At 53.5% G+C, this 21,712-nt stretch carries 18 protein-coding genes; 10 read left to right on the top strand and 8 right to left on the bottom strand.

What is annotated here, in order from left to right; translation table 11 throughout:
* Positions 1-295 precede the first annotated feature (295 nt).
* Positions 296-3,724, top strand: a complete 3,429-nt coding sequence (gene mfd, locus QYC28_RS01305; RefSeq protein ID WP_286649787.1) for a transcription-repair coupling factor — start codon at positions 296-298, stop codon at positions 3,722-3,724.
* Here the strand turns inward: mfd and rfbD are convergent.
* Positions 3,721-4,614, bottom strand: coding sequence for a dTDP-4-dehydrorhamnose reductase (gene rfbD / locus QYC28_RS01300; protein ID WP_302679719.1), 894 nt, complete (start codon positions 4,612-4,614; stop codon positions 3,721-3,723). The two genes, mfd and rfbD, sit on opposite strands and share 4 nt — an antisense overlap.
* Before the next feature lie 62 nt (positions 4,615-4,676).
* Between rfbD and QYC28_RS01295 the strand changes: the two genes are divergently transcribed.
* Positions 4,677-6,611 carry an AarF/ABC1/UbiB kinase family protein gene (locus QYC28_RS01295; RefSeq protein ID WP_302679718.1) on the top strand — a complete coding sequence of 645 codons (1,935 nt, stop codon included), beginning with the start codon at positions 4,677-4,679 and terminating at the stop codon, positions 6,609-6,611.
* Here QYC28_RS01295 and QYC28_RS01290 read toward each other — a convergent pair.
* Complete coding sequence (locus QYC28_RS01290) at positions 6,547-7,677, bottom strand: hypothetical protein (RefSeq protein ID WP_302679717.1); 1,131 nt, start codon at positions 7,675-7,677, stop codon at positions 6,547-6,549. The two genes, QYC28_RS01295 and QYC28_RS01290, sit on opposite strands and share 65 nt — an antisense overlap.
* Before the next feature lie 142 nt (positions 7,678-7,819).
* Here QYC28_RS01290 and QYC28_RS01285 point away from each other — a divergent pair, with 142 nt between their 5' ends.
* The 6 genes from QYC28_RS01285 (at position 7,820) to QYC28_RS01260 (ending at position 14,137) form a co-directional block, all read left to right on the top strand.
* On the top strand, positions 7,820-10,021 hold the full coding sequence (locus tag QYC28_RS01285; protein WP_302679716.1) for an argonaute PAZ domain-containing protein: 2,202 nt from the start codon (positions 7,820-7,822) through the stop codon (positions 10,019-10,021).
* Positions 10,022-10,430: 409 nt separating this feature from the next.
* Positions 10,431-10,739 (top strand): carbon dioxide-concentrating mechanism protein CcmK, encoded by a 309-nt coding sequence (locus QYC28_RS01280; RefSeq protein WP_011056791.1) that lies wholly within the window; start codon positions 10,431-10,433, stop codon positions 10,737-10,739.
* Positions 10,740-10,835: 96 nt separating this feature from the next.
* A complete protein-coding gene (locus QYC28_RS01275; RefSeq protein ID WP_011056790.1) occupies positions 10,836-11,177 on the top strand; it encodes a carbon dioxide-concentrating mechanism protein CcmK in 342 nt (113 codons plus the stop codon).
* Positions 11,177-11,476, top strand: coding sequence for a EutN/CcmL family microcompartment protein (locus tag QYC28_RS01270; RefSeq protein WP_149817455.1), 300 nt, complete (start codon positions 11,177-11,179; stop codon positions 11,474-11,476). Before QYC28_RS01275 ends, QYC28_RS01270 begins: the two co-directional genes overlap by 1 nt.
* Before the next feature lie 18 nt (positions 11,477-11,494).
* On the top strand, positions 11,495-13,453 hold the full coding sequence (locus tag QYC28_RS01265) for a ribulose bisphosphate carboxylase small subunit (protein WP_149817453.1): 1,959 nt from the start codon (positions 11,495-11,497) through the stop codon (positions 13,451-13,453).
* A 21-nt stretch (positions 13,454-13,474) separates the two neighbouring features.
* Positions 13,475-14,137: a transferase gene (locus QYC28_RS01260; protein ID WP_149817451.1), complete on the top strand. Its 663-nt coding sequence runs from the start codon at positions 13,475-13,477 to the stop codon at positions 14,135-14,137.
* Here QYC28_RS01260 and rlmD read toward each other — a convergent pair.
* Positions 14,120-15,469 carry a 23S rRNA (uracil(1939)-C(5))-methyltransferase RlmD gene (rlmD, locus tag QYC28_RS01255; RefSeq protein ID WP_302679715.1) on the bottom strand — a complete coding sequence of 450 codons (1,350 nt, stop codon included), beginning with the start codon at positions 15,467-15,469 and terminating at the stop codon, positions 14,120-14,122. The two genes, QYC28_RS01260 and rlmD, sit on opposite strands and share 18 nt — an antisense overlap.
* 129 nt (positions 15,470-15,598) lie before the next feature.
* Here rlmD and QYC28_RS01250 point away from each other — a divergent pair, with 129 nt between their 5' ends.
* Positions 15,599-16,123: an alpha/beta hydrolase gene (locus QYC28_RS01250; RefSeq protein WP_149817447.1), complete on the top strand. Its 525-nt coding sequence runs from the start codon at positions 15,599-15,601 to the stop codon at positions 16,121-16,123.
* A 76-nt stretch (positions 16,124-16,199) separates the two neighbouring features.
* Here the strand turns inward: QYC28_RS01250 and mreD are convergent, their stop codons facing one another.
* From mreD to QYC28_RS01225, 5 genes are all read right to left on the bottom strand, one after another.
* Positions 16,200-16,727 (bottom strand): rod shape-determining protein MreD, encoded by a 528-nt coding sequence (mreD, locus tag QYC28_RS01245; RefSeq protein WP_149817445.1) that lies wholly within the window; start codon positions 16,725-16,727, stop codon positions 16,200-16,202.
* Positions 16,693-17,457: a rod shape-determining protein MreC gene (gene mreC / locus QYC28_RS01240; RefSeq protein WP_149817442.1), complete on the bottom strand. Its 765-nt coding sequence runs from the start codon at positions 17,455-17,457 to the stop codon at positions 16,693-16,695. Before mreC ends, mreD begins: the two co-directional genes overlap by 35 nt.
* Positions 17,458-17,469: 12 nt before the next feature.
* Complete coding sequence (locus tag QYC28_RS01235) at positions 17,470-18,510, bottom strand: rod shape-determining protein (RefSeq protein ID WP_149817440.1); 1,041 nt, start codon at positions 18,508-18,510, stop codon at positions 17,470-17,472.
* Positions 18,511-18,698: 188 nt separating this feature from the next.
* Positions 18,699-19,058, bottom strand: coding sequence for a YtxH domain-containing protein (locus QYC28_RS01230; RefSeq protein ID WP_190278147.1), 360 nt, complete (start codon positions 19,056-19,058; stop codon positions 18,699-18,701).
* Positions 19,055-19,369: a hypothetical protein gene (locus QYC28_RS01225; protein ID WP_286626259.1), complete on the bottom strand. Its 315-nt coding sequence runs from the start codon at positions 19,367-19,369 to the stop codon at positions 19,055-19,057. Before QYC28_RS01225 ends, QYC28_RS01230 begins: the two co-directional genes overlap by 4 nt.
* Positions 19,370-19,601: 232 nt before the next feature.
* On the opposite strand from QYC28_RS01225, the gene QYC28_RS01220 reads away from it, so the two are divergent.
* On the top strand, positions 19,602-21,710 hold the full coding sequence (locus tag QYC28_RS01220; RefSeq protein ID WP_302679714.1) for a transglycosylase SLT domain-containing protein: 2,109 nt from the start codon (positions 19,602-19,604) through the stop codon (positions 21,708-21,710).
* Positions 21,711-21,712: the final 2 nt, after the last annotated feature.

Raw genomic sequence — 21,712 nt, 5'->3', positions numbered from 1 at the left:
TACTCTTTCACAATTATGAAGGAAGTGCCCACGGGGTTCCACCCTCTCTTCAGCAGTGATGTAGCTCTTTTTACAGGGATGGCACACACTGAAAACAGCCAAAGTGGCTACCAAACAGGAGCATCCCCCCTTCTTTACCCCCTAATTGTCGAAAAGCGCTTTAGCTAGAGTTTTCTGAATCCTTGTCCTGCTTTTTACAATGATAGGAGAGCGTAAGAATTATAATGCGTTAGCGCTGCCCCAAGGGGTCGCAATTCAATTCTCAAGTCTTGATCACCTGCACTGACACTCGTCTATGTCCTTAATGGCCATTCCCCGCAGTTGGGGTAAGCTGCCGCTGACGGCTGAACTGCTCAGCAAATTACAACACCAACGGGAACTGGTCCTCACGGGGATGCCCCGCCTTGTCAAGGGCTTTGTGGCCACCACATTGGCGCAGCAGAGTCAGCAATCGCTGTGTGTGATTACTTCCACTCTAGAGGAGGGGGGACGCTGGGCGGCGCAATTGGAACTCATGGGTTGGGAGGCAGTGCTCTTTTACCCGACATCGGAGGCCTCTCCCTATGACCCCTTTGACTTGGAAGCGGAGATGGTCTGGGGGCAGCTGCAAGTTCTAGTCGAGAGCGATCGCCCCAATATTGCAATTGTCACCACGGAACGGGCACTGCAACCCCATTTACCCCCACCAGAGCAGTTTCGTGCCGCCTGTCTAACTTTAGAGGTGGGTCAAGAGCACTCCCTAGGGGAAGTGGCCACCGCCTTGGCAGCCCTTGGTTATGAGCGGGTTTCTCTCGTGGAAACGGAAGGCCAGTGGAGTCGGCGCGGCGACATTGTGGATATTTTCCCCGTCTCGGCGGAGCTACCGGTGCGCTTGCAGTGGTTTGGCGATGAGATTGAGTCCATTCGCGAGTTTGATCCGGCCAGTCAACGCTCCCTACACACCGAGGGCGATCGCCTTGATGCCCTTGCGCAGGTAACCCTGACGCCCATTAGTTTTACTCCCCTGATTGCCCAAGCCCTGCGGGCAGCGGATCACGCCCATCTCATTTCAGAGGATCAAGAGGGATTGCGGCGCTATCTGGGGGTGGCTTTTCCGCAACCGGCTTCGCTCTTGGATTATTTGCCTGCCCAAACCCTCATTGCCGTGGATGAGCCGCCCCTCTGTGCTGCCCATGGCGATCGCTGGTATGAGCACAGTCAAGCCTACTGGCAAAGCCTTGAAACGCCACCCCCCCCCATCCATCGTCCGTGGTCAGCCAGTGTCCAAGCCCTCGAGCGGTTTCAACGGGTGCACCTCTACGAACTGGCCAGTGAGGGACTCGGTCTCAATTTATCAGCACGGGCGATTCCAGCCATTCCCCACCAATTTGGTCGCTTGGCGGCAACCCTGCGGGAGGAACGGGACAAGGGGTACACCGTGTGGTTAGTCTCTGCGCAGCCGAGTCGCTCTGTAGCCCTGTTGCAGGAGCATGATTGCCCCGCCCAGTTTGTGCCCAATCCCAAGGACTTTCCGGCCATTGATAAGCTGCAACAGCAGCGACTGCCCATTGCCTTGAAGGCCAGTGGTCTAGCGGAAATTAGTGGCTTTATTTTGCCTACGTTCCGCACGGTGCTGGTGAGCGATCGCGAGTTCTTTGGTCAGCACAACTTGGTCAACCTTGGCTATGTGCGCAAACGCCGCCGCGCTGCTGCCAAACAGGTGGATCTCAACAAGCTCCAGCCGGGGGACTACGTCGTCCATCGCCAACACGGCATTGGTCAGTTCCTGCGCCTAGAAACGCTAACGATTAACAACGAAACCCGCGAGTATCTCGCCCTGCAATATGCCGATGGCATTCTCCGCGTTGCCGCCGATCAACTCAACAGCCTCTCCCGCTACCGTAAGCAAAGCGATGGCGTTCCCCAACTGAATAAGTTAACGGGCAACACTTGGGAACGTACCAAAGCACGGGTGCGCAAGGCCATTAAGAAAGTGGCGGTGGATCTGCTGCAACTCTATGCCCAACGCGCCCAACAACGGGGCTTTGCCTTCCCTCCAGATACACCGTGGCAGCAGGAAATGGAGGACTCGTTTCCCTATCGGCCCACCCCGGATCAACTCAAGGCCATCCAAGAGGTCAAGGCCGATATGGAGAGCGATCGCCCCATGGATCGGCTGGTCTGCGGTGATGTGGGCTTTGGCAAAACCGAAGTGGCCATTCGCGCTATTTTCAAAGCCGTGATGGCAGGCAAACAGGTGGTGGTTCTCGCACCCACAACGATTCTGACGCAGCAGCATTACCACACCCTCAAGGAACGCTTTGCCCCCTATCCGATTCAAGTGGGGCTGCTCAACCGTTTCCGCACCGAGAGTGAGCGGCAAGAGATCCTGCAAAAGCTGAAAACGGGCGAAATGGATGTTGTCGTTGGGACGCACCAACTCCTGAGCAAGAGCGTTAAATTTCGGGACTTAGGGCTACTGGTGGTGGATGAGGAACAACGCTTTGGCGTCAACCAAAAGGAGAAAATCAAAGCCCTCAAAATCCAAGTGGATGTGCTCACCCTCAGTGCAACGCCAATTCCCCGCACCCTCTATATGGCTCTGTCGGGGGTTCGAGAAATGAGTCTAATCACCACACCACCCCCCTCGCGGCGCCCGATTCAAACCCACCTTGCTCCCTATGACCCAGAAACGGTGCGCAGTGCGATTCGCCAAGAATTGGATCGGGGGGGTCAAGTTTTCTATGTTGTGCCGCGGGTTGCGGGAATTGAGGAGGTGGCGGCAAAGCTGCAAGGGATGGTGCCCAGTGCCCGTATTCTCATTGCTCACGGCCAGATGGCAGAAGGAGAACTGGAATCCACGATGCTTGCCTTTAGCAATGGTGAAGCCAATATTCTGGTGTGTACGACCATCATTGAGTCCGGCTTAGATATTCCCCGTGTGAATACGATTTTGGTGGAGGATGCGCAGCGGTTTGGCTTGGCACAGCTTTATCAACTGCGGGGTCGGGTTGGCCGAGCGGGCATTCAAGCCCATGCGTGGTTGTTTTATCCCCGTCAAGAGGTGCTGACTGAGGCGGCACGCCAACGGCTGCGGGCTATTCAGGAGTTTACCCAACTGGGATCGGGCTACCAACTGGCAATGCGAGACATGGAAATTCGCGGTGTCGGCAATCTCCTAGGGGCGGAGCAGCACGGTCAACTGGACAGTGTTGGCTTTGATTTGTACGTGGAACTGCTCGAGGAGGCGATCGCTGAAATTCGTGGCCAAGAGATTCCCGCCGTTGACGATACCCAAGTGGATCTCAATGTCACTGCCTTTATTCCCGCTGACTATATGCCCGATTTGGAGCAAAAGATGGCCGCCTACCGCGCGGTGTCCGCTGCAACGACAAAAGAAGACTTGAGGCAATTGGCAGCAGAGTGGAGCGATCGCTATGGGGCATTGCCCAAATCAGTTCAGCAACTGCTGCGGGTTGTGGAACTCAAACAACTGGCGCGCCAGTGTGGCATTAGCCGCATTCGTCCGGAAGGCAAGCAACATGTGATCTTGGAAACTCCGATGGCTGAACCCGCATGGAAACTGCTCCTAGAGCAACTGCCCACGCATCTCCAAAGTCGGTTTGTCTACAGTCAGGGCAAAATTACCGTGCGGGGTCTAGGGACGCAACCGGTGGAGAAACAACTGGAGCAACTCATTGACTGGTTCAGCCAAATGAAAACAACCGTTGCGACACCCCCCTAAAGCACGGATTGCGGATCTAGTTGGTCTAAAAGGGGCTGAAGAACCGCTTCCCATGAGGGGAGGGAAGTCCCCAAAACCGCCTCCAACTTCTCGCAGTTCAGGGTAGAAAAGGCGGGTCGCTTGGCCGGTGTCGGATACTCACTGCTGGGAATCGCCTCTAGGGTGGCAGTTCCATAGCCTTTGGCACGCAGGTGATCAAAAATTTTTACCGCAAAGCCATACCAACTGGTACTGCCGCGGGGCGTCAGGTGATAGAGACCGCTCAGGGAGGGATCCGCCTGCCAGCGTTCCAACAGTTGATAGGTGACTTGGGCAATGAAGGGGGCAGCCGTGGGCGTGCCGATTTGATCGGCAACGACCCGAACGAGAGGACGGGTTTGGGCAAGGCGAACCATGGTGCGCAAAAAGTTCTTGCCCCGCAGGTCATACACCCAACTGGTGCGCAAGATTAGATGGGCGGGGTGATGGGTGGCGATCGCCTGCTCTCCTAGCCACTTACTATAGCCATAGGCATTGAGGGGGGCAGGGGCATCGGTTTCGCGATAGGGTCGCGATTGAGTACCAGCAAACACATAATCCGTCGAGTAGTGAATCAACAGCCCACCCAAGGCGGCCATCGTTTCTGCCAAAAGACCCACGGCAGTGCCATTCATCCGCTGTGCCCGTTCCGGTTCCTGTTCCGCCTGATCTACAGCAGTGTAGGCCGCCGCATTGATGACCACATCGGGGCAAAGGGTTTTTACCAGGTTGGGAATGGCCTCTAAATCTTCCAAGTCCAGCGTTACGGCAGTGCCTTGGCGAGCAATGGGAATGACTTCAACGCCGGGGGGTGCCTGCTGCACCAATTGCCAGCCCACCTGCCCCGTTGCCCCCAAAATGACTAGGCGCATTTTCCGCCCTCCTTGAGGATGAACTGATTGTTAAAATACTTTAAGAGTTTGCGCGACTGCCCATGAATACGGCAATTGTCCCCAGTGATTCCGCGCCCCAAGAGATTGCGATCGCGGCTGAAACCCTTCCCAATGATCCGGAGACCTTTCAACCCTACGATCCCGTGGCCATTGATGCCTACTATCGGCAGCGGCCTTTACTCGTCTTGAGTCGCTGGTTGCGGATTCTCTGGCCAGTGTTTTGGTTGCTCTTTAACCGTTGGTGGGACAGGCTCACAGGCCAAAGTAAACAAAATCAACACCAGCGAGCGATCGCCCTGCGGGAAACCCTCACCCGCCTTGGCCCTGCCTATATCAAAGTGGGACAAGCCCTCTCCACCCGCCCGGATCTGCTGCCCGCCGTCTATCTGGAGGAATTGACCAAACTCCAAGATCAGTTGCCCCCCTTTCCCAATGAAGTGGCCTTTCAGTTTATTGAGGAGGAATTGGGCGCCCCCCCCAGTGAGCTTTTTGCTGAACTGAGTGATCATCCCATTGCGGCTGCCTCCTTGGGACAGGTGTATCGCGGCAAACTCCACAGTGGCGAAGAGGTGGCCATTAAAGTGCAGCGCCCCGGCTTGGCGGAAAGTATTACCCTAGACATCTATATTCTGCGGGGGGTGGCCTATTGGGCAAAACGCCTGATCAAGGAGATTCGCAGTGATTTAGTGGCCATTCTCGATGAATTTGCTGGTCGCCTCTTTGAGGAAATGGATTATACCCAAGAGGGACGGAATGCCGAACGCTTTGCCCGTCTCTATGGCCACTTAACCGATGTCTATATTCCCAAGATTTACTGGAATTATACGCGGCGGCGGGTGCTCACCATGGAGTGGGTGACGGGGGTGAAACTCAACCAACCGCAGCAAATTCAGGCCTTGGGGATTGATCCGCGCTACATGGTGTATGTGGGGGTGCAGTGCTCCCTGCGGCAGTTGCTCGAACATGGGTTTTTCCATGCTGATCCCCATCCGGGAAATCTGCTGGCCATGCCCAGCGGCAAATTGGCCTATCTCGACTTTGGCATGATGAGTGAGATTGCCCCAGAGCAACGCTATGGCTTGCTGAATGCCATTGTCCACATTGTTAACCGTGAGTACGAAAGCCTTGCCTACGACTATGTTCATTTAGGGTTCCTAACCCCCGATACAGATCTGGAACCAATTATTCCGGCGCTGGCCTTGGTCTTTGAGGATGCCTTGGGGGCAAGTGTCTCGGAACTAAATATCCAACGCATTTTTGATCGCCTGTCAGAGGTGATGTATGAGTATCCTTTTCAGGTGCCCGCCTATTATGCCTTGATTGTGCGATCGCTCCTGACCATGGAAGGGATTGCCATGGGCGTTGACCCCAACTTTAAGGTACTCAGTGCCGCCTATCCTTACATTGCCAAACGACTGCTCACGGATCCTGCCCCAGAGCTGCGCACGAGTCTCACGAACCTGCTCCTCAAGGATGGTCAATTTCGCTGGACGCGCCTAGAAAATCTGCTGCGCAATGCCCGCGAGAGCCGTGACTATGACTTTAATGTGGTGCTGGAGCAGGCTTTAGATTTTCTCTTTTCGGAGCGGGGAGCGGAGTATCGCGATCGCCTAGCGGATGAAATTGTCAAGAGCCTTGATACTTGGGCACGGACAACAATGGGGCAATGGAACCTTGTGCAACTTTTACCCCTCGTCACCCGTCCCGTACCGGCAACGCCAAGTTCCAGCATCGTCAGTGAAGCCAATGCCCTAGAGCATTTGCGCCGCATTTTCAGCATTTTGCAGGATACCCCCGGCTTTGACTGGGGCAAGGTGATTCCGGCAATCTTGCGGATCATTGTGCGGCCAGAGGTGCAGCAAATGGGTCAGCGTATTGTCAATGGCCTCCTGCAACGGGCGATCGCCCGCTTTATTCGGGAGATGTTGCTGGCGGACTCGCAGCCGGCGCTTCAGACGACGAGTTTGTCTCGCTAGGTTCTGGGGATACGGGCAGTGGCGCTTCTTCAGTGGGTGTGGGTGCTGGTGAGGCTTCACTCGCAGGGGATGGTCTAGCCTCTGGTTTTGGTGTTGGTAGTGGTGTTGCCGGTGCTGGCGTGGCAGGCTGTGGTCTTGGGGTGGCAGCAGGTTGCTGACCTCGGCATACTTCGGGCCGATACTCAAAAGCAAAGGTGAGCGCTAGGGCTTGGTACTGCCCTGTGGCCTCAAAGGATTGCTGACGTACCCGTTCTAGAGCCGCTTGATCCAAGAGTGCCGAGCCACTGCTGCGAATAATTTGGGGATTGCGAGTGAGCAAGCCAGTTTCTGGGGCGGCATTGGCAGGCAGCAATTGCCCTTGGGGAGTGACCACCACCGCAACGGTTGTTTCCCCCTGCAGGCGATCGCCACAGGCCTCTTGGGGATAAAAGTCCGTGATCCGCTGGGCTAAATTCACTTGTAGATTCGTCGTATTGAGGGTCAACCGCGTTTGATTAAACCACCGCGATAACGCTGCCGCTGCTTCCCCCTCTGTGGTTGCTAAGGTTTCTTCAGGGGTGGGTTCAGGCGTAGGTGTCGGTGAGACGAGTTCCGGCGCAATGGCCACATCCTCATTCGGGGTTGTCGGGATAACAGGTAAGGGGCGGGCGGGCGGGGGCAATTGCCATAGCGGCGGCAAAGGTTGCAGCGGTACTGGATTGGGTAGGGGCGGCAGTTCCGTCAGCGGCGGCAAGGGGGGCAGGGGTGCCAAGGGGGCAAAGGAAAGGGGGGGTGGCTCAATGCCTGTAAACGGTAGAGGCGGTGGTGTGGTCGTGGCAAGGGGCGGCAGTTCCGTGGGCAAGAGCGGTTCAATAGAGGGTAAATCCGCTTCTAGTTCGGGAGAAAGGCTGACCAAGGGCACCAGTTGATCACTGGCCAACTCTGGCGGTATGGGTTCGGGCACACGCACAAGGGAAAGAATCACAGCGTGCAGCAGAATTGAACTGGCGATCGCCAGCCGTGTTGGCTCCCACACCGGCCACTGGGAAACCCTTTGCCAAATCGGTTGAATTGGTAGCCGCAGCATACAAGAACTCCACACCCATAAATATCCACGACGATTCTATCTTGGCTGATTCTTCCTAATGCCAAGCGAGACTTGCTACGATAAACGAATAATCCTATCCTAAATATGGCAATATGGCCTGATGCCAATACATTCTCTATCAATGATGTCCGCCCAATTTCCAGAAGTTGAAGTTATACTCAATCGTTTTTTTGTGAAAAATCTGACTCAACAGGATCTCAGATTTTATGAATACCAATGCCAATTTACTCAAGTGCCAGAACAAGGGAGCGAGCAAAAAGCCCTTTCCAGCGTTTGCTACAAACTAGGCGTAACTGCTGTTCGACTAGGGAGCCTCATTATTACAAGGGAGCGTATTGATACTAGTAGGAGGCAAACTCAGGATTGGCAGTTACAAGAAATAGGATGTAGAGAGCTGAGTTGTCAAAAAGATCACGAAAGGCAAGCACTGGAATCCTTTGAACGCAAAATCCTAGAGTGCAAATTAAAAGAAAAATTTAAGAAAACCAGATTTGAAAAAGATTACGAAGTCGGATTGATTTGGTGGATTTTTGACCAAAAAGGGCTGGAAAAAAGCGGCCATGGCTGGGAAGTACATAGAGGTGGAGCAATCAACGTTAGAATTGAGCCAGATGGAAAATTATACTTGGAAATTGATATTCATCATCGCTTTTATACTCCATTTACACTTGAATGGTGGCTCAATGAATATCCCGATATTCAGATCAAGTACGTCAGGAATACCTACAAAGATAAAAACGGAAATCAACAAGTTTGGATTCTTAAAAATTTTTCGAATGAAAATCCAAATGATGTAGAAATAAAAGAACTCGGAATCAGTTTAGCGGCTTACCACCGTCAAAACGGTGCATCTGAGCAAGATATCAATGAGTCACGCGTTGTAACTGTTGAAAAAACTAGTGACTATAAACCTAAGACAGTATATCATCTATCTCAAAGACTATCACCAGTTCTCACAATGGAAATGTTGGCACAAATTGCTGAACAAGGCAGAGAAAAAAGTGAAATTCAAGGTGTGTTTGACTGCATTAGGAAAAACATTAACCTGCGTTTGTCGGAATCCCAAAAAACAGCCGAACTCATTTTCAAACACATCTATAATCTTAGTCGTCAACCAGAGCTGATCAAAGTTAACGGGTTTGTCATGCCTCGCGCAAAACTATTAGCTTGCGATAATAAAGAAATTGACAAAACAGCTAAAATTAGCTTCTTTGGCTGTGCAAAAATTGGCGAAACGAAATTTGGTTGCCTTAATCTTTTTGATGATAAACCTCAATACCCAGAAAAAGTACGCGAATGCTTACTGCAAATAGCAAAAAGTAGTGACACGCAGATACAAATAGACTCCTATTTTACAAAAAGCGAATATCCGAAAGATGATCTGGATCAACAAACATTCTGGCAGCAATGGGCTAATAAAGGAATTAAAACTGTCTTAGTAGTGATGCCTTGGTCGCCCAATGAAGAAAAACAAAAATTGCGAAATCAAGCATTAAAAGCAGGTATAGCAACTCAGTTTATGGTGCCAGTTAATGTAAATAATTATAAATCTCTCAATGTTTGCCTAGGGCTGCTGTGTAAAGCCAAGTGGCAGCCTGTCTACCTAAAACCATTAGATCATTCTGAAGCTGCTGACTTGGTTATCGGTTTTGACACAGGTACAAATGGAAGACTGTACTATGGTACTTCTGCTTTTGCAGTCTTGGCCAATGGTCAAAGCTTGGGTTGGGAGTTACCAGATGTGCAACGGGGAGAAACTATCTCTGGCCAAGTAATTTGGCAAGTTGTGTCTAGTTTAGTTTTTAAGTTTCAAGTTAAATTTAACCGCTACCCTAAAAAGATATTAATTATGCGCGACGGCCTTATTCAAAAAGGGGAATTTGAGCAAACAATCGAAGAACTAAATAAAAAAGATATTGCTGTCGATATTCTCAGTGTCCGTAAAAGCGGCTCAGGCAGAATGGGACGTGAGATTCGTTCAACTGATAGCAAAGTAACCTATCAGGATGCTGCAGTGGGTACTGTTGTCTTTTTCGAGGAAACGAAATCGTTTATTTTACAAAGTAGCGAGGAGGCAAGCAAGAAAAAATATGGAGGCAGTGCTAGACCGTTGCGCGTTGTGCACACCCATGGCAAGACCCCTTTAGAGCTACTGGCTTTACAGACCTATCATTTGACTCAATTGCATCCTGCTAGCGGATTTTGCTCTTCTCGACTGCCTTGGGTACTGCACCTCGCCGATAAAAGTAGCAAAGAGTTTCAGCGCATCGGTTCGATCAGCGTTTTACAGAGTATTGATCGAGAAAAGTTAATTGCTGTTTGATGAAACAATAGATTTTAGTCTAGCAAAATACGGAGCAGCATTGAAATACTCTATGCAGTCTGCCCAAACGCAGGCGGCTCCCTCTTAATCGAGTAATCGGTCTATGAGAAGATAACTGGTTTTAGATAAAATTCTATGGATTAACCAATTCGTATTGACGTGTCTTGGGTTGAAAGGGGTGTCAAGGGCTTAGAATTAGATTTGATAATATGAGAAACTAGAAAAGATTATCAATCATTATATTGTCAAAAGAAACCCCTCACCCTATGCTTGTTTTAGAGATAAAAAGACGGTGATTAACGTCACGATAACAATCGGCTATCCCGTCATTATTTTCTGTAGCGATCGCTCTGATTGCAACTCTAGCTTTTGTACTGCTTACCCTTATTCTAATTAGGAGAGCTTACTCATGCCAATTGCTGTGGGAATGATTGAAACGCGCGGATTCCCCGCCGTCGTCGAAGCAGCAGACGCAATGGTAAAAGCCGCTCGGGTCACCCTTGTGGGCTACGAAAAAATTGGGAGTGGTCGGGTCACTGTGATTGTGCGGGGTGATGTCTCCGAAGTACAAGCCTCAGTGGCTGCTGGGGTTGATTCTGCCAAACGTGTCAATGGCGGCGAGGTTCTGTCTACGCACATCATTGCTCGTCCCCACGAAAACCTTGAGTACGTATTGCCCATTCGCTATACCGAGGCAGTGGAGCAATTCCGAAACTAAAGGGTTGGGCAGTTTGGTGGAGTTTTCAGTTGCATCGCTTATCGATCCTCTGGTTCTTTTAGTTCTTTACTTGTTTGACGTTTAGGAGTTATTACAATGGCAATTGCCGTCGGTATGATTGAAACCCTTGGTTTCCCCGCAGTGGTGGAAGCCGCAGACGCAATGGTGAAAGCCGCTCGCGTTACCCTCGTGGGCTACGAGAAAATCGGCAGTGGTCGGGTGACTGTGATTGTCCGTGGTGATGTGTCTGAAGTGCAGGCTTCGGTGGCGGCGGGGGTCGAAAACGTGAAGCGTGTGAATGGGGGTCAAGTGCTTTCCACCCACATCATTGCACGTCCCCACGAAAACCTCGAATACGTCCTACCCATTCGCTACACCGAAGCGGTGGAACAATTCCGCGAAAGCGTTAGCGGTATCCGCCCGATGGGTCGCCCATAGTGAAAATCGCGCGAGTGTGCGGCACCGTTACCAGTACTCAAAAAGAAGACACCTTAACGGGAGTCAAGTTTCTCGTCTTGCAATATTTGGGTGAGGACGGCGAATTTTTACCCGACTACGAAGTGGCTGCGGATACGGTTGGTGCAGGACAGGATGAGTGGGTATTGGTAAGCCGAGGCAGTGCCGCCCGCTGTATTATCAATGGCACCGACAAACCCATTGACGCAGCCGTTGTCGCCATTATTGACACCGTAAGTCGGGATAATTATTTGCTCTACAGCAAACGTACCCAGTATTAGCATTGGAGACTTCTCCCTATGGCGGTTCAAAGCTATGCGGCACCTCCGACGCCGTGGTCTAGGGATTTAGCGGAGCCAGAGATTGCCCCCACGGCTTACGTCCACTCCTTTAGTAACCTCATCGGCGATGTCCGCATCAAAGATTATGTTCACATCGCACCCGGCACGTCCATTCGTGCCGATGAAGGAACGCCCTTCCACATTGGCTCCCGCACCAACATTCAAGATGGCGTTGTCATCCACGGCCTCCAGCAGGGACGGGTGATTGGCGATGATGGCCAAGAGTATTCTGTCTGGATTGGTGATAATGCCTCAATTACCCACATGGCCTTGATCCACGGCCCTGCCTACATTGGCGATGGCTGTTTCATTGGCTTTCGTTCGACGGTCTTTAATGCTCGGATTGGCGCAGGCTGTGTGGTGATGATGCATGTCCTCATTCAGGATGTGGAGATTCCACCGGGAAAATATGTGCCTTCAGGAATGGTGATCACGACGCAGCAGCAAGCCGATCGCCTGCCGAATGTGGAAGAGTCGGATATTCACTTTGCCCAGCACGTGGTTGGCATCAATGAAGCACTGCTATCGGGGTACCAGTGTGCTGAGAATATTGCCTGTATTGCCCCGATTCGGAATGAACTCCAGCGTCAAGAAGACCCACTCATCCTACACGTTGAAACGCTCACCGGGGAAAAGAACACCATGACCGCAGATTATGGGACTCATGTCCGCCAATTGTTGCAGCAGGGATACCAAATCAGCTTGGAATATGCCGATGCGCGGCGGTATCGCACTAGCTCTTGGCAGAGTTGCCCGACGTTGACGGGACGGCAGGAGTCTCAAGTGATGGCGGCGATCGCCCAACTCCTCAAGGAACACGAGGGCGAGTATGTGCGCCTGATCGGCGTCGATCCCAAAGCCAAGCGCCGCGTTTTTGAAGAGATCATTCAACGCCCCGGTCAAGCTCCTGTGACCAGTACCAGTCCCTATCGTCCCAGTGCAACCGTGAGTGCAGCCCCAGTGGGTTCCCTCGATGCTTCCGTTGTGGCTCAGGTGCGGCAGTTGCTCCAGCAGGGCTATCAAATTGGCACAGAGCACGCCGATGCCCGCCGCTATCGCACCAGCTCTTGGACCAGTTGTGCTCCGATTCAAGCAAAGCAGGAACGGGAAGTGCTCGCCGCCCTTGAAGCCTGCCTCCAAGAACATGCAGGGGAATATGTGCGCTTGATTGGTATTGATCAAAAGCAAAAGCGGCGCGTCCTTGAGCAAATTATTCAGCGGCCCGATAGCGCGGTGGCGATCGCCACAAAAGCAGCAACCCCAGCGGCTACTAGCCCTGTCTCCGTCAGTTCGGCCAGCAATGAAACCGTTCTCAGTGCCGATCTCCTGAACCAAATTCAAGACCTGTTGCGCCAAGGCTGCCAAGTCACCACCGAGTATGCCGACCAGCGTCGCTTCCGTACCAGTTCTTGGCAAAGCGGCATCAAAATTACCTCAGCGCAGCAGCTCAATGACCTCAGTGCCTTCCTTGCCGAGCACCAGCGGGACTATGTCCGCCTCGTAGGTGTCAATCCCCAAGCCAAACAGCGGGTACTGGAAACGATTATTCACCGCCCCAATAGTAAAGCCGCCAGCAATGGCAGTAGCACCCGTGGTCAAGGGTTCGCACCGCGCCCAACCGCCTCTAGTCAAGGGAGCACTAGCAGCCACAACCTCAGTCAAGAGGTCGTCGAACAAGTACGGCAACTGCTACAACAGGGCTATACCCTCGGCCTAGAACACGTGGATGCCCGTCGCTACCGCACCAACTCTTGGCAAAGTGGCCCCCGCATTGAGGCCAAAAATCTCAATGAAGCCCTTGCTGCGATTCAGGCTTGCCTCCAAGAATACAGTGGCGAGTACGTGCGGCTGATTGGCATTAATCCTGCCGGTAAGCAGCGGGTGGCCGAAATCCTGCTCCAACAGGCTGCTAAGTAGCCCTCCCTGTGAGGTGCCCCAATGCCCCTGCCGCCTTTAGCCCTGCCCCCTTCACCTGCGGTTCGCATTGTTGGTGATGTGGTGGTGGATCCCCAAGCCGTTTTGGCACCCGGGGTGTTGCTTTGGGCAGAAGCAGGGGCTTCAATTCGCATTGCCGCAGGTGTCTGTATTGGTATGGGCAGCGTCATTCATGCCCACGGCGGCACCATTGAAATTGGCGAAGGGGTCAACATTGGCGCGGGCGTGCTGCTGATTGGGGCAGTGACCGTTGAACCCCATGCCTGTATTGGCGCCAGTACCACCGTGATGCAAACAACGATTCCAGCTGGTGCTGTGGTGGCTGCTGGTTCGCTTCTTGGTGATAGTAGTCGCCGTTGGCAGCCCCCCGCAGAAACGAGTCCCCCCCAAGAGAGTGCCGTTTCCTCTGAGGATCCTTGGCAAGAGCCATCAACAACTGCCGATACTGCAGAGAATGCCCCGCCAGAGCAGCAGGAGTCTACAGCCTCTCCCTCTAGCCATCAGGAAAGTCCAGCCGCCGCGCCACCAGAGACAAGCACTTCGCCAACACCTAAGACCAGCGTAGTCTATGGCCAAGCCTACGTTAGCAAGATGTTTGCCAAAATATTTCGCGTAGAGCCCATCCAACCCACTGGGGAAAATCCTGCCCTAGGAAGTAGTCAGTAAAGCAACCGTTTCTACATGGGCTGTTTGCGGAAACATATCGAGGGGCTGAATTTTGGTTAGTTGATAGGCACCGGTAGCGCAGAGGTGAGCCAAATCCCGTGCCAAGGTGGCAGGGTGACAACTGACATAGAGAATGCGCGGCGGACGGTGGCGGAGAATCGCCTCAAGAAGGGGGCGATCGCACCCTTTGCGCGGTGGATCAAGAATTAGCACATCCACGGCCTGATCGGACTGGGGTAGCCACTCTTCTGCTCTGGCGCAGAGAAAGTGAGCATTGTGAATACCATTGTGCTGGGCGTTGGCGATCGCCTGTTGTACCGAGGCAGGATGCACTTCCACACCAATCACTTCAGCGACAGCGCCGGCAAGGGGTAGGCTCAGTGTCCCGACTCCACAGTAGAGATCCAGCAGTCGTTCGTGACCCGTTGGGGCAATCCACTCTCGCAGGGTGCTAACCAGTTGCTCCGCTTGCGCCGTGTTGACTTGAAAAAAGGTGGTCGAGGCAATCTGAAACCTCACCCCTGCCATCTCTTCCCAAAGGTACGATCGCCCCGCCAATACCTGGGTCTCGTCACCAAAGATGCGATTGCCCACTTGATGATTGAAGTTGACACAGACCCCCACCACCCCTTGAAACTGCTGTAACCAACCTTCTGTCTCTGCCTGCAAGCCAGCGGGTAATGCCCCCGCGAGCACGAGGGTAATGAGCTGCTCCCCGGTACGCTGACCAATGCGCAAGCCCAAGTGGCGCAACCCCGGTTCATGGGTCTGCTCGTTGTATATCGGCCAAGGTTGTAACGCTTGCTTCAGGGCAGCCAAGAGCGGATTGAGGCGCGGATCTTGCACGGGACATTGATTCAAGTTCACTAGGTGATGGGAGCCTTTTTGGTAATAGCCCGCAACCACGGTACCATGGCGGCGACCGAGGGGGTACGTCACTTTATTGCGATAGCCAAAGGGGTTAGGGGCAGCCACAATGGGCAGAAAGGTTTGCGGCTCTAGATGAGCAATGCGGGCGATCGCGTCCTTCACCAGTTGTTCTTTGGCCGCCAATTGCGCCCCATAGGCCACACACTGCCACTGACAGCCGCCACACTTATCAGCGACAATACAGCTTGGCCGCACCCGCTGTTCTGAGGGCTGCACCACCTCCAAGACCTTGCCGTGGGCATATTGCCGCTTGACATGGGTCAGTCGCACCCGCAGGCGATCGCCCGGAACTGTATCCGCCACAAAGACCACCCGATCCTGCCAGCGTCCTACCCCCTCCCCCGTGTGGCTCAAGGAGTCAATTGTTAGCTGAATGGTGGCACCCTGCTGCCAAACGCTCATCAATTTACGTCTAAGCCTACTAAACGTTAGGGATAAGTTAAGGAGAGCCAGCAAGCTCTATTTTCGCTGCTATACTGCTAGCGGTGCAATCCGACGTTTGTACTGAAGTGATTTTGGAGTCGATCCCCTATGCTGAAGCGTCTTTCGCCTTGGTTACTGGCTCTGGCACTACCCGTGGGTGCCCTTTTCACCACCCCTGCCAAAGCAGCTAACTTTGTCTCCCTCACCTATGGTCCTTTTCAGCGCTCCTTCCCAATGTCGGAGCTAGAGGAATTTGTGTCCACCCAAGAAGCCACGGGAGAATTGCGAGCATTGATGCGGTTCGTTCCCAAAGAAGACCAAGCCAAGCTCCTTGAATTCTTGGGTATGCGGCTGCCCTTCAATGTTGTGCAAACCGATAAAATTTTGGGTAGCGCCATTGGCAAAGATTTACTCAAACAATTTTCTCAGGTCACGATTCGCCGCGATAAAGCCGGTGAAGTGGCTCTCCGTGGTGCCATGCTCACTGCCGCTGCTTCTCCGGAAGGGTTGAGCATGATGTCGTTTTTGAAAAACTATCCTGCTGAAACCATCAACCTTGATTTGCGCAAGCTCAACCAAATGCTCAAGAAACAAGATGGCATTATGAGCATGCTCGGGAAACTGCGCCCATAGTGCTAGACGATTGACGAAGAGTTAAAATTAACGATTCCAGTGCAGGGGCACAGAGGCTCCTGCATTTTTTGGCAATCTACTCCTGCTGTCGCAACCACGTCCACCAGCGATTCAAGGGGGCATAGAGCAAGGGTGCCCAAAGACTACTCATAATGGCTGAACTAAGCGCGACTTGCCGATGGTGCTGCCAAATCTCCTCGAGGGGAAAGCCACTGCCAAGGCTCATTTGGATTGCGATGACCGTTTGTTGCAGGATGGCCATTGCAAAAGTAATCAGGGCAACCGAAATAAAATCCTCAGAAACAAAGCGCTGCTTTTGCATCAGGGCGGTCAACCCCCCCACCAAAGCTAAGCTGACTGCGTGGCTAGGATGAGCACTGACCAAGCCATCTTGAATCCAACCGAGGGCAATACCCGCCAGTATCCCTTGCCCCCACGATCGCTTGACACTCCACACCACCACCCAGATTAAAAACCAGTCTGGCACCAATAGATGCAGGTTGGGTAAGTGAATAAAGCTCAGCAGGGCACAAAGTCCCACAGAGCCAATGGTAATCAGCCCGTTGAGGCTAGTTCGGTGTAAATGTGTCTGTCGGTTCAGCATAGGGAATGACGGTGACCCACTCAAGGCGATCAATCGGTGCGCCCAGAATAACAGTGGCATGGGGGCGGGTGGGATCGCTCAGTTCCACCGATTGCACCTCACCAATGGGAATGCCTGCCGGATAGAGACTACTCAGGGCTGAGGTATAGAGGACATCCCTGGGCTGCACCTTCGGGTCTTTCTCTAAAAACTCGACAATCACCTGCTGGTTGAGTTGTCCCCGCAGAATCCCCATCTGCCGCGTCCGACCCACCACAACCCCCACTCGACTGGCGGGATCCGTGAGCAACATTACCCGACTGGTATTGGGAGTAATGCTTGTAATGCGCCCCACAAGGCCCCCGTTGCCCACCACGACTGAACCAATGGTGAGACCCTGACGACTGCCTTCCCCCAAGAGGAGCGATCGCCACCACTGATCGGAACTGCGACCAATCACCGGAACAATGCGGCCATTCAAATTAGGCAGCATCGGTGCATTCAGCATTTGCCGCAACCGCCGGTTTTCCGCTTGGACGGCGGCCAGTTGCTGCTCCAGTTGCCATGTGCGGGCTTGAATCAGAGCTTGCTGATCCTCCACTGCGCCTTGAAAGGGCAAACTAAGAAGGCGGTACAGCTCGCGAATCGCTGCCCCATTGGTCTCGCGCAAAATCCAAGCACTTGTGAGTACCAAAGCAACAAGGACTAGGCCGCCGGCATATCGTCCCCACCAGCGCAGCAGAAAAGCCATAGCTGCTCATCCTTAACCAATCACTGCTGGTTGTGTGGAAAAGACACGGGCGAGGTCTTTGAAGTTTTCCAGTACCCGACCGGTACCCATGACCACACACCGCAGGGGATCCGCTGCCACGTGAACAACAATGCCCGTTTCATGGCTAATCAGGGTATCGAGACCCCGTAGCAGGGCACCGCCGCCAGCCAGCATAATCCCGCGATCGACAATGTCTGCGGCCAGTTCCGGAGGCGTCCGCTCAAGGGTGCGTTTAATGGCTTCAATAATCGCCGAGAGGGGTTCAGCCATGCTTTCGCGAATCTCTTCTGCTTTGACCACGACTGTGCGTGGTAGGCCAGAGAGTTGGTGCAGCCCCCGCACTTCCATGGATTCGGAGTCATAGCTGTCATTGGGGTAGGCAGAGCCAATGCGAATCTTGATCTCCTCAGCCGTGCGTTCACCAATGATCAGGTTGTGTACTTTTTTCAAATACTGGACGATCGCCTCAGAAATTTCATCGCCAGCAACGCGGACGGATTCACTCAAAACGGTGCCCTGCAAACTGAGAACCGCCACTTCGGTCGTGCCACCGCCAATGTCCACAATCATGTTGCCCGTCGGTTCTTCCACGGGTAAACCCGCACCAAAGGCGGCGGCGACGGGTTCATCAATCAAATACACTTCCCGTGCCCCAGCACCCCGCGCAGCATCCTCAATGGCACGGCGTTCGACACCGGTCACGCCACTAGGAATCCCAATCACCACACGGGGGGCAAACAAATTCTTACCGCCGTGCACTTGGCGCATAAAGTGCTTGAGCATCAGTTCCGCACGTTCAAAATCAGCAATCACACCATCCCGCAGGGGACGCACGGCCACCACATTGCCCGGTGTCCGCCCCAGCATTCGCTTTGCTTCAACACCAACGGCAAGGGGTTGTTTGGTATTTTGGTCAATAGCAACAACGGAGGGTTCCTCTAAAACCACACCCCGCCCAGACACGTAAACTAGGGTGTTGGCTGTGCCCAAGTCAATGCCGATGTCTCGTGATAGGCGACTAAATACTCCCACGATGGTGTACCCCTTCTTTGAATCCTGTTGGTTGTAACAGTGCTGTTACCAAAAAACGTGATGGCAAGATTGTATTACGTTTTGTTTGGAAAATCTCGGTGGGTTCTCCCTCGGTCGAGATTGTTTGATAAAGGGATAACTCCTCATTATCTTGGCTCATAATTTCTTGGCTCATGACCCACCGCAGGCTATTGATTGACAGCATCCTCTTCATCAGGGTCACTCAAGGCCATGCCATTGGCTTCGCGCCGAAAGGTTTGCCGCTGCTGCTGGGTGACTTCGATACCGACGGCGATCGCTTCCTTGAGCCGTTCTAAGGTGGCTTGCCAGCGTTCTTGGGTGGTTTCTGAGAGGCGATCGCGATGTTGCTCAAAACTCGCAGTAATGTCTTCGAGCAGTTCGGGCAGGGCATCAGCGGATTTGCGCAGGAGTTGTCGGGTTTCCTTGCCAGAGCGGGGAGCCATCAGCAGCCCCACGACTGTCCCGATCGCGCTCCCTAGGAGCAGCCCCCCCCAAAAAGCACCACCGCCACCCTGTTGCTGACTCATCGCTTTCTCCTTTGCAGGCGGACACCATATCGCCCTATCCAGCTTATCAAGGTTAAAAACAGACGGAGATTGCGCTGTTGCCGCCGCCATTTAGGCAATTGCGATCGCAAGCCGGCCACCCCCCGCTGGCCAATGATAATCACCTCAGGGGCACCGCCTAAAACCCCGTGGGTACTCCGCTCCGCATCTAGGAGCGCACGGGACACCCCCCGCAGAATCTGGCGCAGCTTGACCAACTGCCACGCCGACCATAATGCAATCAGCGCAATCAGGCAATTGCAGCTAATCACAATCCAGACCATTCGTGGCATAGGGGGCATTGGTGTTCACAATTATTGGTTCATCTTTTCATAGATTGCCACAGCGGAGGGCGATGTGGGGGTGAGGTCGTTAATGCGATTTCCTGAAGCGCGATCGCCCCTCGGTAGCACCCAGTTGCCACTGCTGCATCCAAGACCACCACATACTTAATAAGAATGGGGTTGTACTCCCTAGTTTACTGTGGAGATTGGAGAGCGGGGTTGCTGGCTGGAATTGCAAATTATGGTTAAATCACTCCCAAAACGAAAGCAGCGGCGAGGCATACGGCCTTGGCTGGTGTCGCTGTTGTTGGCGGCACTGATGGTTGGCGGTGGGCTGTTCAGTTGGTACCATTGGCGATCGCCTTCGCCCCTTTACACGCTGACTGTTGAAGCGCCGCCCCAAAGTCCGCAAGAGTTAAAGCAATGGGCAGAGTCTGCAGATCCCCTCAAGCGCGATCGCGCCCGCTATCTTTTGGCCGTAGAAAGCCTGAGTCAACAGCAACCCCAAGCTGCACTTCAGTGGCTCCAAGATCTTGAGCAGACTTACCGTCCCATGGCCGCACCCATTCTCCTACTGCGGGCGGAGGCCTATCGCCAACAGGGGGACAACCGCAGGGCCAAGGAAACGTGGGAACAGTTGCTGCGGGACTATGGCAACGAACCTGAAGCGGCAGTGGCACTCCTGAGCCTCAATCAACCGCAACCAGCGATCGCCCGCTTTCCACAGCATCCTGCCGTCGTCAACTATGTGGCGCAACAGTTAGAGAAAAATCCCGATCAAGTGCCCTACCTGAAGCTGGTGGCACGCCACGGCCTCTTTCTTAAGGAATACGGCACCTACCTTGAAATTTTGCGGCAGCGCTACGCCGATCAACTGACGCCCGCCGATTGGGAAGCGATCGCCTTTGGCTATTGGGAGAAAATGCAGTATGCTCCGGCAGCAGCGGCCTATGCCAAGGCACCACCAACCCCCTTGAATCTCTATCGGGTGGGCCGGGGACGTCAATTGAGTGAGGACACCTCTGGGGCGATCGCCGCCTATCAAGCCCTGATCAACCGCTTTCCCCAAAGTTCAGAAGCAGCCCTTGCCCAACTGCGCCTTGCCCGTTTAGCCAAAATGCCGGCGGAGCGTCTCCCTTTGCTGGCCAAGTGTCTTCAGTTAGCGAGGCAAAATCAAGCACCCGCGATCGCTGCCGATGCCCTTCTGGCACAGTACCAAGCTTATCAGGAACTAGGCAATACCAAGGGGGCACAACAGAGCCAACAACAGCTCTTCAAGACCTATCCCCAAAGCAGCGCCGCAGCGGAACTGCGCTGGCAACTGGCCCAAGGGGCTGCCCAAAAACGGCAGTGGTCTCAGGCACAACAGTGGGTTAGCGAAATTCTCAAATTGAACCCTGAGAGTGAGCTGGCACCGCGAGCCGCCTTTTGGCAAGGAAAATGGCAAGGGGAAGCAGGACAACCCCAAGGGCAACGCCAAACTTGGCAACTGGTCATCGAGCGCTATCCCCACACCTACTATGCTTGGCGAGCCGCCAGTCTGCTCAAGAAACCCGTGGGCACCTTTACAACGCTGCGACAACAGCGACCCTCGGTAGCGAGCGATCGCAAGCCCCTCCTCCCCTTGGCCACAGGGAGTGCCACCCTACGTGAACTGTACCTGCTGCGGCAATCTCAGGAGGCTTGGCAGCGCTGGCAGTGGGAGTTCCAAAATCGGGTGACGCCGACAGCGGCAGAACAACTCACTGATGGCCTGATTCGCCTTGGCGTCGGAGAATACCTCGATGGCATCTTTATGCTGCAAAACTTGTTTACGCGGGCCGCCAGTGAACCCGAGGTGGCAACGTTCTTTGCGCCTATTCGCCGCGATGTCCGCTTCTGGTATGCCCTTTACCCCCTGCCCTACTGGGAATTAGTGGAAAAGTGGTCTTTGGCACGCAACTTAAATCCTCTATTGGTGATGGCCTTGATTCGCCAAGAATCTCGCTTTGAAAAGGAGATCCGCTCAGTGGTGGGGGCAACGGGGTTGATGCAGTTGATGCCAGAGACGGCTGCTTGGATTGCCGAAAAGTTGAACCTAGAGAGCTATTCCCTTGTGGATCCAGAGGACAATATCCGCTTGGGCACGTGGTACGTTGACTACACCCACAATCAGTACAATCAAAACACGCTCTTAGCCTTGGCCAGTTACAATGCCGGGCCGGGAAATGTCAATCAGTGGTTGCAGCGTTTTGATATGACCGATAGCGATCGCTTTGTGGAATCGATTCCCTTTCCTGAGACCTATGGCTATGTCAAGAGTGTCTTGGAGAACTACTGGAACTACTGGCAACTCTATGCCCAGCCCTAGGA

The sequence above is a fragment of the Thermosynechococcus sp. HY596 genome (genome assembly GCF_030518715.1).
GTDB lineage: Bacteria > Cyanobacteriota > Cyanobacteriia > Thermosynechococcales > Thermosynechococcaceae > Thermosynechococcus.
This window is presented reverse-complemented; position numbering and strand designations above follow the sequence as displayed.